Source organism: Pinirhizobacter sp. (assembly GCF_036499745.1).
In the GTDB taxonomy this organism is placed as follows: domain Bacteria; phylum Pseudomonadota; class Gammaproteobacteria; order Xanthomonadales; family Rhodanobacteraceae; genus Pinirhizobacter.
On record NZ_DASYDG010000010.1, the window covers coordinates 78,217 to 94,306 of the forward strand.

Genomic DNA, 16,090 nt, shown 5'->3' on the forward strand with positions numbered 1-16,090 from the left:
GCCGTGGCATTGAGGGGAAAGGCCTTCTCGTGAGGCCATGGTCAGGCAGGCAACACCAACGAGGGTAATGCTCATGTCCACCGTACTTCGCAAGCATCCGCTGTCATGTGCCATCACCGCGTCGCTTCTTGCGGTCATGTCGGCATCGGCCACGGCATCCACCTGGGCCGATACCCAGCCCTACAACCTCGCGCCGCAGGCCGACACGGCGCAGGCCACGCCCGCGGCGTCGCCGCCGGCCACCGGTAAAAATGGTGCAAAGAAGGACAAGGATGCCGTCACCTTGTCGACCGTGGTCGTCACCGGCGTCCGTGCATCGCAGATGCGCGCCATCGACCTCAAGCGCGATGCCCCGAACATCCAGGACAGCATCACGGCGGAGAATATCGGCGCCCTTCCCGACACGACGATCACCGACTCCCTGCAACGCGTCACCGGCGTGCAGATCAACCGCGAGGCCGGCGTGGGCACCTCTGTGGACGTGCGCGGCCTGCCCCAGGTCGGCACCATGTTGAACGGTGAAGTGTTCATCACGGCCGACCAGATCGACTCACAGCAGCCAGACTTCGCCATGCTGCCGTCGACGCTCTTCCATGGCGTGGACGTGGTCAAGTCGTCCACTGCCAACGAGACCGACGGCGGCATCAGCGGCGCCATCGACCTGCATACCTACCGCCCCTGGGATTTACCAAGCGGATTCACCTACAGTTATTCGGCCGACGGGGAGCGTGGCAAGACCAGCCAGCACCTGGGGCCCGAGGCCAACGGGCTGATCTCGTTCAATGACCATGGCCGCTGGGGCCTGTTGATCGCCGCGGATTTCTCCAACACCCGGCGCACCAGTTCCACCGAGGGCCTGGACCAGTATGGCGTGGTGCTCAACGGCGAGAATGCCGCCAGCGCCGGCGGTTACAACGGCTTCCTCACTCCGTGGAACGACGCGCCCATCCCGCCGCAGATCATGCAGAATGCCGATGGGAGCGTCGATGTCAATCACGACGGGAAGTCCAGCGGCGTGTTCATGGGCAGCCAGGACATCGGCCTCAACCAGATCACCACCCAGCGCAAGCGCAAGTCCGGCAATGCATCGTTCCAGATGGACATCGGCAACGGGTTCAGCCTGACCAGCGATTACTTCTATTCGCAACAGCGCCAGTACGATCGCAATGTCGGCATCCAGTTCAATTCCACCAACTGGCAGGGTGCCACCTACGTGCCGCTACAGTCGCGCGACACGGGCCACCCTGCCCTGGGCTCGTACGGCACACCGGAGCCCGGCTGGGAAGGCAGCAACATTTACACGACGCAGGTTTACCAGAAGTGGCCGGGTGATGTGGAATCGTATTCGTCGATCATCCAGAAAAGTTCCGTGGCCAAGAATTTCAATCTGCAGCTGGATTACGATGACGGCGGTCCCTTTACCGCCACCTTGCGCGGCATTCGTGACACGGCTTGGCAGTCCAACCAGGAAACCGACCTCAACATTTCCGATTCGGACGGCGCCCTATGGCCCAACGTGCTGAAGGACGGCGTGCCCGACGACGCCGTGCCACCGGGGACCATGGTCTACCCGGCAGAGTTGGGCGGCAACCGCGTGTTCAACGCCAACGGCATTGCGCAGAACACGATTCCGGTAACCGCGGATTTCCGGGGCCGCTATATCAAGATCGGCCTGCCATCGGCACTGGCCTCGGATTTCGCCAATCCCAACGGCTGGACGATGAAGACGCTTGAATCCTCTGGCGACTACGACCGCCAGGTGGCGCTGAACGCATTGCGTTTCGACGGCAAGTTCGATTTCAACGACGGCTTCAAACTTGAATTTGGCGTACGCAACAGCATCCGCAGTGCCGACAACAACGGCTGGACCCTGGAAACACCCGTCTATGCCGGCATGGGTGCGAGCGACCCGGGTGGCTGCCTGGTGCGCTACGTCGGGGCCGACGTGGTCCTCAACAGTGGTTCGTGTACCGCGGGCAACGACCAGGGCTATTTCCGTGCCGGGCCGCTGTCCGCACTGCAAATGCCCAATACCGCCGGGCCGTTGTCCAAAAACTTCAAGCAATACAATAATCTGCTTGGCTCGGGCATCAACTTCTGGGCCGTTAACCCCGATGCCCTGGTCGACCCCATTTCATATTGGAAGTCGCTCTATCCCGGTACCGTGCAGGTGGCCGAACCCGGGACGACCTGGGGCGTACGGTTGAAAGAGTTGTCCGGTTACCTGCAGGGCGACTTCGATGGCGACCTTGGAAGCATGCACTACAACGGCAATGTGGGCGTGCGCGTGATCCGCACTGACCTGGATGTGTCCCAACATCTGAGCGGCGACCCGGGCGCGTATGGCAACGAGCCTGAGGATGTCGGCATCGACAAAACCCACCGCAGTTACCAGGACGTGCTCCCATCGGCCAACTTCTCGCTGGACATGACCGACAGCCTGAAACTTCGGCTGGCGTACTCAAAGAACATGATGCCACTGGACCTGAGCACCTGGGGTGGCGGACTACAGTTGAACTACAGCCTGAGCGAGACACCCACCGGCCCGATCTTCCGCGTCGCCGACGGCACCTCGTCGGGCAACCCGGACCTCAACCCCTGGCGCTCCAGGAACTTCGGTGCCTCGCTCGAGTACTACATCAATCCCACCAGCATGCTGAGCCTGGCGCTGTTCCGCATCAACGTGGACAGCTTCATCAAGAACGGCAGCGTGACCAACTGCACCCTTCCCGATGAAGACGGCGTGGTACGTAATCATTGCATCGTGATCACCGAACCGGTGCAGGGAACCGGTAACAGCATCAAAGGCGCGGAGTTCGACTACCGCCAGGGGTTCACCTTCCTGCCCGGCATCCTGTCCAAGACGGGCATGGAGGTCAACGCCACATATGCGCCTAGCAAATCCGGTGAAAGGGATCTGGCCGGCAAGGAAATTCCCTTCCAGGACAATTCGACCAAGTCAGGGAACTTCATCCTGTGGTACCAGGACGACCGCTTCCAGGCGCGCGTGGCGTACAACTACCGGTCGCGTCGCGCGGTGATGGACAGCGTGGGCGGTATCACCGGCCTGGAAATGTACGAAGCGCCGCAGAAATACGTGGATGCATCCATCTCTTACAAGCTCAGCAAGTACGCGGAGATTTTCCTGGACGGCACCAACCTCACCAACGAATACCAGCGGTACTACCTGGTATGGCCTGACCAGCCTGGGCATTCCACGTTCTCCGAGCGAAGCTTCATGGTCGGCGTGCGAGGCCAGTGGTGAGCGGAGCACCGCCGGCCAGTCGCGACAACGCCTTCCATCGTTCCATCGGGGTGTTCTCCGGCACCGCGATCAACATGACCCAGATGTGCGGTATCGGGCCGTTCATCACCATCCCGATCATGGTCGCGGCAATGGGCGGGCCGCAGGCGGTCATCGGCTGGATCGCTGGCGCGATCCTGGCCATGGCCGACGGTTTGGTCTGGGCGGAACTGGGCGCGGCCATGCCGGGTTCGGGGGGAACCTATGTGTATCTGCGCGAAGCGTTCCAGTACCGCACCGGCAAGCTGATGCCCTTCTTGTTCATCTGGACGATGTTGCTGGCCATTCCCTTGCTGATGTCCACGGGCATCATCGGCATGGTGGAGTACCTGGGGTTCTTTTTCCCCAACCTGGGCTGGTGGCCGGTGCATGTCATCAGCCTGGTGGCGACGGCCATCGTCACCTGGCTGCTGTACCGCCGCATCGAATCGGTCCGTTCGATCACCATCGCCTTGTGGGTGATCATGCTGGTCTCCATCATCGGCGTGGCGGCGGCAGGCTTTTCGAACTTCAATCCGGCCTTCGCCTTCACCTACCCGCCCGACGTGTTCGGCAGCCATTTCTTCGTCGGACTCGGTGCGGGACTGATCATCGGCATTTACGATTATCTCGGCTACAACACCACGGCCTACATCGGCGATGAGTTGCGTGATCCAGGGCAGACGATGCCTCGATCGATCATCATTTCGGTGATCGCGATGATGTTCGTGTACCTGCTGCTCAATATCAGCGTGCTTGGCGTGGCGCCGTGGCAGGATATTGCCCAGTCCAAGTCCGTGGCCTCGATGGTGGTGGAACGCAGTTGGGGGCACCTGGCCGCCGCCGTCATGACCGTCCTGATCATCGTTACGGCATTCGCATCGGTATTCACCGGGCTTCTGGGTGGCTCACGCGTACCTTTTCAGGCAGCGCAGGACAAAGTATTCCTGTCCGTGTTCGGGCGTCTGCATGCCAGGCATGGATTCCCGCACATTGCCTTGCTCACGATGGGCGTGGTGACGGCCATTGGCACGTTCTTCAACCTGAGCGAAGTCATCAATATGCTGCTGGCCGCGATGATCATCGTGCAGTCGATCGCGCAGGTTGCCGCGCTTGTGACCTTGCGCAAACGCCAGCCGGATCTTGAGCGTCCCTATAAACAATGGCTTTATCCGGTGCCATGCGTGATCGCGGTTCTTGGCTGGATCTACGTATATGTCTCTGCCACCACGATGTCGATGATCCTGTCCGGCCTGTGGATTGTCGCCGGGCTGGTGGTATTTGCGATCTGGGCAAGGCTCAACCAGTCCTGGCCGTTCGCACCCGTTGAAGTGCGCGAAACTTATCTTGGGAACCCATGACGCCATGCAAACTCCAGCCAGGCGTGTGCTTTGGATGATGGTCACGGTGGCGGCATGGGCCGTGCCGGCCGTTTATGCCCAGCCGGCCTATACCCCCACCAAGGTGTCCGGAGATGCCGGTTCCAGCACCGCCATCGATCACTGGCAGATTCAGGACAGCGCGAAGGCCCAGCAGGGTGGCGCTGAAATTTCCTCCACGTCTTACACCACCAAAGAGTGGTACGCGGTGAGCGGCCGGGCGACCGTCATGGCCGGGTTGCTGGAAAACGGTACCTACAAGAACGTGTTCTACAGCGACAATCTGCGGGCCGTGCAGGTGCCCGATTCCAGCGGCAACCTTTTCGTGACGCCCTGGTGGTACCGCTCCGAATTCACCCTGCCGAAGAGCCCGGGCGCAAGGCACACGATACTGCGCACCAACGGCATCATCGCTAGCGCCGACCTGTGGGTGAACGGGCACCTGGTGGCCGACCATGCGTCGGTCGCCGGAGCGTACCCGGTGCGAGATTTCGACGTGACTGCCTGGGTGCACCCGGGCGGCAACATCCTGGCGATGCAGATGCATCCTGCCGACCCAAGGACCAGCCTCTCCATCGGCTGGGTGGACTGGAACCCCACGCCCCCGGACAACAATATGGGGCCATGGCGCGGCGTGGACGTCGTCCAGGCCGGCCCGGTCCAGTTGAGCTTTCCGCAGGTTCGTTCAACCTTGCCCCTGCCCGATCTCACCCGCGCCACGCTGGATGTGAAGGTAACGGCGAAGAACCTCGACACGGTGGCGCATGACACGACGATCACCGGCATGGCAGCCGGCGTTTCCCTGCAACAATCCGTCCACCTCGAGCCGGGGCAAACGCAGGTCGTTTCGTTCTCGCCCAAAACCACCCCGGGTCTTTCATTGGATCACCCGAAGATCTGGTGGCCCATCGGCATGGGCGAACATCCGCTCTACAAGCTGGAGATGACCGCGGCGGTCGACGGCGCGACATCCGATCGGGCCACCGCGTCATTCGGCATCCGTAGTGTGAGTTCCAGCCTCACCAAGGATAGCTATCGCCAATTCTCCATCAACGGAAAGCCCTTGCTGATCCGCGGCGGCGGCTGGGCGCCGGACATGTTCCTGCGTGACGATCCCATCCGCATGGAGGCCGAATTCAGCTATGTCCGCAACCTCGGCCTCAACACCATCCGCAGCGAAGGCAAGCTTGAGAACCAGCGCTTCTACGACCTGGCCGACCGCGACGGCATCATGATCCTGCCCGGATGGGAATGCTGCGATAAGTGGGAGTCGGCGGCCAAGACTGGCGGCGGGCCCTGGGATGCCGACGACCTGAAGGTGGCCGAAGAGTCCATGGCCAGTGAAGCGCGTTTGCTTCGAAACCATCCATCGGTGATCGGCTTCCTGATCGGCAGCGACAACCCGCCGCCGCCGGACATCGCGAAGATTTACGTCGACGCGCTGCGCGCCGCCGACTGGTCATTGCCCATCATCTCAGCGGCTGTCCCCAAGGGTACCGCCCAAGCCGGTCCCTCCGGCCTGAAAATGGCCGGACCGTACGACTGGATACCACCGGCCTATTGGTATGCCGACAAGCTGGGCGGCGCGTTTGGTTTCGACTCGGAGGTCAGCGCCGGCGCCGACATTCCCCGGCTGGAAGACGTGCAGCGCATGCTGTCGCCGCAGGAGCAGGAAGCACTGTGGAAATATCCGGAGACGAGGCAATTCCACGCGTCCGCGGACTGGTCGACATTCGCTGTATTGACGCCGTTCGACAAGGCGCTGGCTGCCCGTTATGGCGCGCCCACCAGCCTTGCCGATTACGTCGCCAAGGCCCAGCTGGACAACTACGACAACACCCGGGCGCAGTTCGAAGCGTTCAACGCGCACATGGACGCGGCCAAGCCCGCGACCGGCGTGATCTACTGGATGCTCAACAATGCGTGGCCATCGCTGCACTGGCATCTATACGACTACTTCATGAACCCCGCCGGCGCCTATTTCGGCGCCAAGAAAGCCAACGAGCTGGTGCACATCCAGTACTCGTACGATTCGCACGGCATCGTATTGGTGAACCACGCGCTTGACGATGTCCATGGCCTTAAGGCGCACATCCGCGTACGGAACCTGGACGGTAGCGTGCGTTACGACAAACGTGTGCAGGACATCGACCTGGAGGGGAACCACACACGGGAACTGGTGAAACTCCCGGCCGTCTCCGGCCTCTCTTCGGTGTACTTCATTGAGCTTGAGCTCTCCGCTTCTGACGATAAGCCTGTAAGCCGCAACGTCTACTGGCTATCCACCAGGCAAGACGTTCTCGATTGGGCAAAGTCGAACTGGTACCTGACGCCCTTGACGCAGTACGCGGACTTCACAGCCCTGCACTCGCTGCCGCCCGCGACGAGCCAGGTCCAAGCCACGACCCGGCGCGACGGGAGCGATGCCGTCACCACGGTTACGCTTTCGGTCCCGGCGTCGTCAGGTACGTTGGCGCTGCTGCAGCACGTGTCGATCAGACGCGGCCAGAAAGGCGATCTTGCGCTGCCGATACTGTGGAATGACAATGACGTCACGCTTTGGCCTGGTGAATCGATGGTCCTGACCGCGCGATACCCCTGGCAGGAAGGCACCGCACCGGTGGTCGAGGTCAGTGGGTGGAACGTACCGGAACAGAGCGTTCCTTGAAGAAGCAAAGGCTTCCATGGCACACGTGACGATCAATGATGTCGCCCGGGCATCGGACACCTCGAAGAAGACGGTATCGCGGGTCCTGAACAACGAGCCTAACGTGCGCGACGCCGTACGCGAACGAGTGATGGCGGCCGTTGCGGAACTCAACTACCGGCCGCTCACCTCGGCGCGCAGCCTGGCGACGAACCGGTCGTTCATGATCGGCCTGCTCTACGACAACCTGTCGCCGAGCTACATCATGGAAGTCCAGGCCGGCGTGCTCGAAGCATGCGAGGCAAGGCACTACAGCATGATGGTGCAGCCGCTGGTTTCAACGGCGCCGGATTTCGTTGACCGGGTCATGGGCATCCTTTCGCGGCACCGGCCCGATGGGCTGATCCTTACACCCCCCATCACCGACCATCCGAAGCTGCTTGAGCACCTGCGCAAGATCGACCTGCCGTTTGCCTCGATCGCCCCACGCCAATCGAAGGGCTGTATCGGGGTTATCCTGCGAGAGCGCGAAGCCGCCGCGGCGATGGTGGACCATCTTGTATCGCTGGGCCACCGCCGCATCGCCCACATCATCGGCGACCGCAAGCACGGGGGCGGCATCTGGCGCCTGGCCGGTTATCGGGACGGTTTGAAGCGCGCGGGGCTCGCAGAAATTCCCCAATACATGGTGCAGGGCCGGTTCTCCTTCGAGTCGGGTGTAGCCGCGGCCCGACAGTTGCTTGCGCTGAAGAATCGCCCTACTGCCATTTTTGCAGGCGATGACGACATGGCCGTCGGAGCAATCTGGGCCGCCGCGGAAGCCGGAGTATCGGTTCCCGGCGATATGTCCATTTGCGGTTTCGACGACACCACCATCGCGACCCAAGTGTGGCCACCGCTGACCACCGTCCACCAGCCTGTACGCGACATGGGCAAGCGTGCCACCGAGGAGCTGCTTCTTCGCGTACTGGACAAGGGGGAAGCCCGTATGGTTGAAGTAGGATATGAAATGCGCGTGCGCGCATCGACGGCACCCGCGCCCAAAATCGGGCGCCGCCCTGCTGCCCACGCTCGATAGGAGAGAAGCCCAGATGCCTGCCACGCCTGACGCCAACAACCCGCAACGGAAGTTCCACTTCATTTCCGGGCTGCCACGCTCCGGCACCACGTTGCTGGCCGCTATCCTCAACCAGAATCCGCACTTTCGCGCAGGCATGACCAGCCCGCTTGCAGACATCATGGGCCTGGTGATTGCTGAAGCAAGCAGCAAGAACGATTTCTCGTTCGATGTCTCCGACGAGCAACGCGTGGCCATGTTGCGCGGCCTGGTCGAAAGCTTCTACTCAGTCAACGCTGATGCCAGCGTGGTGTTCGACACCAGCAGATTGTGGTGTAGCCGTATGCAGTTGCTCGACACACTATTTCCCGGGGTGAAGGTCGTTGCCTGCGTCCGCCAGTTGGCTTGGGTGCTCGACAGCATGGAGAAACTGGTTCGCAACCAGCCGGTGAGTGTCAGCAAGATCTTCCGCTTCGATACCAATACCACGGTGTACTCGCGCGTCGAGGCGTTGACCGATCCCCGGGGCATGGTGGGCTTCGCCTATCAGGCAACCAAGGACGCCTTTTACGGCGAGTACGCGAAAGACCACCTGCTGTTGTTGACCTACGAAAGCCTGGTGGCCGATCCGTCCAGGGCCGTGCGCGCGGTCTATGAGTTCCTCGGCGAGCCCTGGTTCGAGCACGACTTCGACCATGTCCAATACAACGCGAACGAGTTCGATGCCCGCGTCGGCATGCCCGGCCTGCATTCGGTACGGGCAAAGGTAGAGCGGATCGAACGGCAGCCCATCCTGCCGCGCGAGGTTTTCGGACGCTTCGCGAACGAAGCCTTCTGGACGGACCCGAAGAACAACGTCAACCAGGTTCCCATCGTTTAAAGGTGGCCTCCCCGGCCAACACAACACTTTCGACATAGGACGTCTGGATCACCGGTTTTGTCGCCCAAAGCCTGTCCGCAAGGAATTACGTCAGTTACGATTCTCGCGGGGCGTCCATATCGGGGAGAGTCATGTCCATCATTGACCTGAGCGCTCGCGCCGCCGGAAGGACACGTCCGGCTTTTTATCTGACTTTGTCGCTGGTGATGGCTGCCGTGATCATCGCGGGCTTCTCCCGTACGGTTCCGGACGATGTAAACGCATCACCCACCTTGCCCGTGCTTCTCTTCGTCCACGGCGCGGTCTTCTCTCTTTGGGTCGTGCTGTTGGTGGTGCAGCCGGCGCTGGTTTATCGCGGATCGATTCGACTTCATCGACGTCTTGGCATGGCGGGCGCGGTGCTGGCAACAGCCATGGTGGTCATGGGCTTGGCCGCGACGTACCTGGCCATACACGACAAGTTGGTGCCGTCATTTTTTCCGCCGGCCATCTTCCTTGCCATGAACACCATCGGCATCCTCGTGTTCGGCGCCCTGGTGACGGCAGGCGTAACGCTGCGCCGCTCAGCAGACTGGCATCGCCGGCTGATGATGTGCGCCACCGTATCGATCCTCGGGCCTGGCGTTGGCCGGCTGCTGCCGATGGATTCCTTCGGTCGCGCCGCCCCCATGGTGATGTTCGGGGTGATTGCCTTGTTCGGCCTCGCCGGCCCGGCGTACGATGTGATCAAGCGAGGCCGGGTGCACAAAGCGTATGTCTGGGGCGTGGGTGCGATCATCGTCAGCATGCTTATTACCGGTCCGGTCGCGTTCTCGCCGCCAACCCAGGCCTTGCTGAGGTGGGTCCAGGGCGCATAGGGCATCGATCCGGATTTTCCTATCAAACACTTGCGTCGGGCAAACGTGGAGCGAATGTTGGGGCTTGTCACCAGACCGAACATCGCCAGATTTTTCTACCTGGCTCGCCAATCATGAGGAGGCGGTCTGGCGAGTGGGCAAATTCGAAAGAAGTGGCCCGAATCCCTCAGCGAAAGTCAGGTGCGTAATCACGGCATCGCGGAGCGTCTGATAGGGAATCTCGGCCAGGATCGCCATCTGCATGGCAGCCATCACATCGCCGGCCTCGGATCCGATCATCGTGAAGCCGAGGATGCGGTCATCCTTCGCACCGACGAGCACCTTCATGAAGCCTTGGGTCTCGTCAGTGGCCTCAGTTCTCAGCACGTTGCTCATGGGCAAACGCGCAACGCGGACAGCGATGCCTTGAAGCTGCGCCTCACGTTCGCTCAGCCCGACATGCGCCAGCGGTGGATCCGTGAAAACCGTGTACGGGATCAATCGACCGGTCTTGCTGCGATTGCCGCCAGCCATGTTATCCCGAACAATCCTGAAATCGTCCACCGATACGTGCGTGAACTGCGGACTTCCTGCCACTTCGCCGATGGCCCAGATACCCGGCGCTGTTGCCTGAAGGCGATCATTCACCCGAATGTAGCCCCGCTCATCCAGTTCGACGCCGGCTCCTTCCAGGCCGATGCCCGCCGTATTTGGAATGCGCCCCACCGCTACCAGGATGTCGCTGCCTTCGACTGTCTGCTCGTCCGAAGCGGTGCGGATGAGTGCGCGCACGCTTGTACCAGAATAGCCTTCCACGCTCGATATCTTTGCACCCAGGATGACGTCGATTCCTTCGCCACGCAGAACGCCCAACATCGCCTGGGCAACATCTGCATCTTCGCGACTCAACAGTTGCGGGCCACTGTCGACGATCGTCACGCGGCTTCCGAAGCGACGGAAGGCCTGCGCCAGTTCGATACCGGTGTAGCCACCACCAAGCACGATAAGGTGTGTCGGCGCGTAGTCGAGTTCGAGTGCGCCAATGTGGGTAAGCGGCTCGGCGTCTTGCAGACCCGGGACATCCGGAACGTCCGCGTGCGATCCCGTGTTGACGACCACCTGGTCGCCACCAAGCGTGCGCGTCCCGCCATCGTTAAGCTCGACCTCGATTGTCTTTGGCCCGACAAATCGACCGCTTCCCATGATCAGCTCGGCACCGCTGGAAACGTATGCTGCAATATGAAACGCGGTTTCGCGTTCAACCATGGCACGTTTTCGTTCGCGGACCTTGACCATATCGATGACGACTGGCCCGGTGATTGCGCCGAACCCGGCGGCGTGCTGCACCAGATGCGCGACACGAGCGCTCCAGATTTCGTTTTTACTCGGCAGGCAGGCCACGGCCGGGCAAGAACCGCCCACCCACTGACGTTCGACGACCGCGACACGCTGACCCGATCGAGCCAGGTGCCAAGCCAGAAGCTTGCCGCCCTGCCCGCTACCCAGGATCAGCGTGTCGACATGTTCTACCTGAGCCATACCATTCTCCCATGCGAGTGAACGTCATCAGCTGAGTAAAGTGCGTTTGTGTTGACTAAATCCGAATTATTGCCATCACGGCGAGATAGGCGGCGTGTGTGCACAAGGCAGGAATACGCATCCGCAATATTTTCCTCGACAACTGGTCAAAGTGAGGCGAAGACCCTTTAAGGCGTTCTGGAACTGTCCGATGGCGCTAGGTGCGTGAACCTGATCTGGACAGGCCCACGTCCGCCTTGCCGGCGCGGCACTGGAAATGGAACTCATAACCCAGGCTAAAAGGTCGCTCTTCTTCGCTTACAAACTGACGCTTACCATGAGCATCAGTCTTCCATTGGTCGACCACCAACGAATTGAACTTCCAGGTGGCTGCCGTGCTTCGGACAGCGTCGATGAAAATCTTTCGCGTCGGGTCGGGCGAATCCTGATCATCGATGCGAACGGAGGTTACGTTCCCATCACCATCGACGACAACCAGGGCCTGGATGGTGATCGGGGGTGGGCAGCTGGAGAGAACAGCTGCAGGGTAAGCGGGCGCATTCACGCTGATGGGATCGGATCCTGAAGCTGTCTGGCTGGAGACGAGCTCATATCGGGGCAAGCCTTCGGGCACATTGGCGCGGACGTTTGCTTCGCCGGTAGATGATCGGTGTTGTTCCCCGGTAGGACCTGGTGACATCGGTCGCGTGCAACCGGCTGTTATCGAAGTCATCGCCAGCACGGTCAAAAACCGGCCCGATTTTGAAACGACATTCGTCCTCGCCAACTTAAAAACAAAGTACACAGAGCATCCCCCCTTGTTTGCGGCTTACCTTACAGGACTCAGGCAATCCGTTCTGCGTCGTGTCGCCCTGGGGATGATGAATGCAGTTATGCTTCATCCGGGGAGTCTTCCGGGTGAAAGACATGATCGGATACTACGGCCGCCTGGCCGCTGTGGGGATGCGCCGGCAGCCTGGCCTGACATTGCTGATCGTCGGCGCCATCGGACTGGGCGTTGCCTTGACGATGACTGCCTACACCGTGCTCTACGTGATGTCGCGCGATCCCATTCCCGGGAAGTCCTCCCAGCTGTTCGCCGTGCAGTTGGACAACGGCGGCCCGAGCAGCCGTAAGCCGGGCGACGATGAACCCCCACAGCAGGTGACCTGGCGCGATGCCTCCGCCCTGCTGGCCCGCCATGCTGCCCACCGCCAGGTGGCCATGCACGAGGTGAGCATGGTGTTGCAGCCGGCCAATCCCTCGATCAAGCCGCATACGGTGTTCGGCCGCGCGACCACGTCGGATTTCTTCGCCATGTTCGAGGTACCGATGCAGTTCGGCGCTGCCTGGTCCGATAACAGCGACGACGGCCGTGCGGCCCAGGTGGTGATCAGCCAGAAGCTCAACGAGGAAGTGTTCGGTGGCGTCAATAGCGTCGGTCAGTCGCTTCAACTCGATGGCCATGCCTATCGCGTGATCGGCGTGATGGGTGCGTGGGACCCCAAGCCGCACTACTACGACCTGACCGTCAGCAGCTTCGATGAAGGCGAGGATGTCTTCCTGCCGTTGCGCTGGACGCTCGACCGGGAGATGTCCACCTCGGCGTACGAGTATTGCGATGCCGGCCCACGGGGCGAGAGCTTCACCGACCTCTTGCGCTCCGAATGCGTCTGGCTGCAGTACTGGGCCGAGCTGCCGACGGCGGCCGATGCCCAGGCCTACCGCCTGGACCTTGTGAACTACGCCCGCGACCAGCAGCATGCCGGTCGTTTCAATTGGGCGCCAAATATTCGTTTGCGCGATGTCCCGGACTGGCTGGCCGCGCGTAAGGTGGTACCCGATGACGCACGCCTGGCCTTGCTGGTGGCCTTCGGGTTCTTCCTGATCTGCCTGTGCAGCGCCCTGGGGCTGATGTTGGCCAAGGCCATGGTCAAGGCCGGCGAGTACAGCGTGCGTCGTGCGCTGGGCGCGAGCGCGCGTGCGATCTTTGGCCAGGCCCTGGTGGAGTCGGGTGTGCTCGGCGTCACCGGCGGCGTACTGGGCCTGGTGCTCACCGACCTGGCCTTGCGTTGCCTGCGCGAATTGTTTCCCGATGGCATGGGGCGGATCGCGCAGATGGACGCGACGATGCTGGTGGTGACGTTGCTGGTGGCCGTGGTAGCGACGGTCAGCACCGGCGCCTATCCGGCATGGAGGTCGATGCGAACAGCACCGGCCCTGCAGATGAAGGGGGGTTGAGCCGTGGCGATCAGGCCGATTGTCTCCGCGCTCAAGCGCAACCGGATGGGGGCCGCGCTGGTAGTGGTCCAGGTGGCCTTGACCCTGGCCATTTTGAGCAATGTGCTCTCGGTGGTCGTCGACCGCGCCAGCCTGGTGTTGCGGCCCACCGGCATGCAGGAAGATGGCCTGTTCGCCCTGGGCTATCGCTACACCAATGACGACGGCACGCTGCCCAGCGTAGCCCGGGACCTGGCCGCCTTGCGCGGCACGCCTGGCGTGGTAGACGCCGTGGCGACGAATTCCTATCCGCTGCACGGCGGCGGCTGGGCAGAAGGCATCGGACTGGCGCCGGGTGAGGCCGCGGCCAAGGCTAGCCAGGGCTACGGCAAGATCTACGCGATGGACGGCCACGGAATCCCAACCTTGGGCCTGCGCCTCATCGCAGGAAGGAACTTCACCGCCAATGATGTCTTCGACGGCGCCTACAACCGCGGGCCGCTGCCGCCGGTGGCGATCATTACATCTTTCCTGGCCCATCGACTCTATGGCGACCAGGCAGCCGTGGGCAAGACGCTTTACCTGGCTTCGGATCCGACCAAGCCCATTGCCGTGATCGGCGTGATCGTGCGCCTGCAGACACCGGCCGCCGCTGAAAGCGTGGACCCGGCCACGGCGGAAGCCTCAATCCTGCTGCCTGTACGCGCGGCGGGAGTCGGTGGCGCGTACCTGATCCGCGCCCACCCGGATGCGCTGGACGCAACCATGGCGGCCGCGAAGGCCAGTCTGGTGCATGCCAATGCCAATCGCATCTTCGGCCGCCTGCGGCCGTTCGCCGAGATCCGCGCCACGGCCTATGCGAAGGACCGCGGCCTGGCCATTGCCATGGCCATCGTCACCGCTGTGCTGGTAGTGATTACCGCCTTGGGCATCATCGGACTGACCAGCTTCTGGGTAGTGCGCCGGCGTGGCCAGGTCGGCCTTCGTCGTGCGCTGGGGGCAACACGTGCGGCCATCGTCGGTTATTTCCTTACCGAAAACGCTTTGCTGTGCTGCACCGGCGTGGTTGCCGGCGCCATAGCCTCGTTCGGTCTGAATGCGTGGCTATGGACCCGCTATGGCGTGGATCGGCTGCCGGGACCGCAGGTGCTTGGTTGCTGCCTGCTGGTTGTCGTGGTCGGTCAGCTGGCCGCGCTTTGGCCGGCGATCAAAGCTGCGCGGCTGGCCCCGATCGAGGCGCTGCGCGCCGGGCCATGAGCCCGGCACCGAACATCATTGGCCGCCGATCGCGAACGGCAGCAGCAAAAAAGAAATCAGCATGGGTCCGGCGATCGTCAGTACGAGGCCCGTCACAACCGCCACAGGCACGATTGCCGGCGGACACGTAACCCTGATGATTGGCAGAACCGAATCCATGGCCGCCGCTCCGCCGCTTGCCACCGCAGCCACAGGCATCCGGCGACCCATGGCGTAAAGCAGAACCAGCGCCATCAACTCGCGAAAGAGATCCGTCAGGAGCGCCATGGTTCCATACGACGAGCCCAGGAAGGTTGACACCAGCGGCCCCGACATCGAGAACCAGCCAAATCCAGAAGAAAGCGCGAGGGTGATTCGCAATGGCTCTTCCATGACGAAAGAAGCCGCCACACCCCCGAGCGCGGAACCGGCGAGCACCAATGCTGGAACCAGCATGATCTTCCAGGTCAAACTTTCACGCCCCAACTTCACCATCGACAAGTCAACACCGACAAGAAGTATCAGGAAAAGCAGGAACCAGTAAGTAGCCGCGGCAATAGCCTCCCCATCAATGGCAAAAAAGGCCATGCGCGACGCCAGAACACCAGCGGCCACGACCGCAAGCGGTGCGATGCAATCGAAGACCAGGCGCATCGCCCGGAAAAGGCGGCTACCGTCGTTCGAGACGGACCCAATGCCGAACGTCGTGCGAAAGGCCAGGGCGCAAAGCGCGACCGAGGCAAGGGTCGAGAACAGGGCAAGCGCGAACGCCGTTCGCACCAACCAGCCAAGCAGTGGCATGTTGGCAAGCACCAGACCGGCTTCGAGGCCGACGAGGAACATGAGCATTAACACGCAAGGAACAATCATCTTCGACGCCAGCGCCCTGACGCCGCGGCCGCACACCTGGCCAATGATCACTCCACCGCCAAGAGCGATGACAATGGGTAATAGCGTTCCGATCACCAAGACCTACCTCACCAGGTACTCGCCTACGTTGGCGCGAGTGCCTAACTTACGCAGTACCCTTTGAT

11 protein-coding genes are annotated in these 16,090 nt (G+C 61.8%); 8 read left to right on the forward strand and 3 right to left on the reverse strand.

The window, feature by feature from the left end:
• Positions 1-73 precede the first annotated feature (73 nt).
• The 6 genes from VGM61_RS03290 to VGM61_RS03315 all read left to right on the forward strand — a co-directional run bounded on the left by VGM61_RS03290 (position 74) and on the right by VGM61_RS03315 (position 10,103).
• The gene (locus VGM61_RS03290) at positions 74-3,265 is read left to right on the forward strand and encodes a TonB-dependent receptor (protein ID WP_331521291.1); all 3,192 of its coding nucleotides are present in this window, start codon (positions 74-76) and stop codon (positions 3,263-3,265) included.
• A complete protein-coding gene (locus tag VGM61_RS03295) occupies positions 3,262-4,644 on the forward strand; it encodes an APC family permease (protein ID WP_331521292.1) in 1,383 nt (460 codons plus the stop codon). The genes VGM61_RS03290 and VGM61_RS03295 overlap by 4 nt, the downstream gene beginning before the upstream one ends.
• Positions 4,645-4,648: 4 nt before the next feature.
• On the forward strand, positions 4,649-7,330 hold the full coding sequence (locus VGM61_RS03300; protein WP_331521293.1) for a glycoside hydrolase family 2 protein: 2,682 nt from the start codon (positions 4,649-4,651) through the stop codon (positions 7,328-7,330).
• Between the two features lie 16 nt (positions 7,331-7,346).
• A complete protein-coding gene (locus VGM61_RS03305) occupies positions 7,347-8,387 on the forward strand; it encodes a LacI family DNA-binding transcriptional regulator (RefSeq protein WP_331521294.1) in 1,041 nt (346 codons plus the stop codon).
• A 13-nt stretch (positions 8,388-8,400) separates the two neighbouring features.
• The gene (locus VGM61_RS03310; protein WP_331521296.1) at positions 8,401-9,246 is read left to right on the forward strand and encodes a sulfotransferase; all 846 of its coding nucleotides are present in this window, start codon (positions 8,401-8,403) and stop codon (positions 9,244-9,246) included.
• A gap of 131 nt (positions 9,247-9,377) precedes the next feature.
• A complete protein-coding gene (locus VGM61_RS03315) occupies positions 9,378-10,103 on the forward strand; it encodes a hypothetical protein (protein WP_331521297.1) in 726 nt (241 codons plus the stop codon).
• Positions 10,104-10,214: 111 nt separating this feature from the next.
• Here VGM61_RS03315 and VGM61_RS03320 read toward each other — a convergent pair whose 3' ends face one another.
• Together VGM61_RS03320 and VGM61_RS03325 are read right to left on the reverse strand one after the other, a co-directional pair.
• Positions 10,215-11,621 carry an FAD-dependent oxidoreductase gene (locus VGM61_RS03320; RefSeq protein ID WP_331521298.1) on the reverse strand — a complete coding sequence of 469 codons (1,407 nt, stop codon included), beginning with the start codon at positions 11,619-11,621 and terminating at the stop codon, positions 10,215-10,217.
• Positions 11,622-11,817: 196 nt separating this feature from the next.
• Positions 11,818-12,165 (reverse strand): hypothetical protein, encoded by a 348-nt coding sequence (locus VGM61_RS03325; protein WP_331521299.1) that lies wholly within the window; start codon positions 12,163-12,165, stop codon positions 11,818-11,820.
• Positions 12,166-12,527: 362 nt separating this feature from the next.
• Between VGM61_RS03325 and VGM61_RS03330 the strand changes: the two genes are divergently transcribed.
• Positions 12,528-13,841 carry an ABC transporter permease gene (locus tag VGM61_RS03330; protein ID WP_331521300.1) on the forward strand — a complete coding sequence of 438 codons (1,314 nt, stop codon included), beginning with the start codon at positions 12,528-12,530 and terminating at the stop codon, positions 13,839-13,841.
• Positions 13,842-13,844: 3 nt separating this feature from the next.
• Positions 13,845-15,077, forward strand: a complete 1,233-nt coding sequence (locus VGM61_RS03335) for an ABC transporter permease (RefSeq protein WP_331521301.1) — start codon at positions 13,845-13,847, stop codon at positions 15,075-15,077.
• Positions 15,078-15,092: 15 nt separating this feature from the next.
• Here the strand turns inward: VGM61_RS03335 and VGM61_RS03340 are convergent, their stop codons facing one another.
• Positions 15,093-16,022, reverse strand: a complete 930-nt coding sequence (locus VGM61_RS03340) for a lysine exporter LysO family protein (protein ID WP_331521302.1) — start codon at positions 16,020-16,022, stop codon at positions 15,093-15,095.
• Between the last annotated feature and the right edge of the window lie 68 nt (positions 16,023-16,090).

Excerpts from the sequence above, each read along its gene's own strand:
- VGM61_RS03305 (WP_331521294.1), top strand. The coding sequence starts at position 7,347 with ATGGCACACGTGACGATCAATGATGTCGCCCGGGCATCGGACACCTCG.
- VGM61_RS03300 (WP_331521293.1), top strand. The coding sequence starts at position 4,649 with ATGCAAACTCCAGCCAGGCGTGTGCTTTGGATGATGGTCACGGTGGCG.
- VGM61_RS03320 (WP_331521298.1), bottom strand. The coding sequence starts at position 11,621 with ATGGCTCAGGTAGAACATGTCGACACGCTGATCCTGGGTAGCGGGCAG.
- VGM61_RS03330 (WP_331521300.1), top strand. The coding sequence starts at position 12,528 with ATGATCGGATACTACGGCCGCCTGGCCGCTGTGGGGATGCGCCGGCAG.
- VGM61_RS03290 (WP_331521291.1), top strand. The coding sequence starts at position 74 with ATGTCCACCGTACTTCGCAAGCATCCGCTGTCATGTGCCATCACCGCG.
- VGM61_RS03310 (WP_331521296.1), top strand. The coding sequence starts at position 8,401 with ATGCCTGCCACGCCTGACGCCAACAACCCGCAACGGAAGTTCCACTTC.
- VGM61_RS03315 (WP_331521297.1), top strand. The coding sequence starts at position 9,378 with ATGTCCATCATTGACCTGAGCGCTCGCGCCGCCGGAAGGACACGTCCG.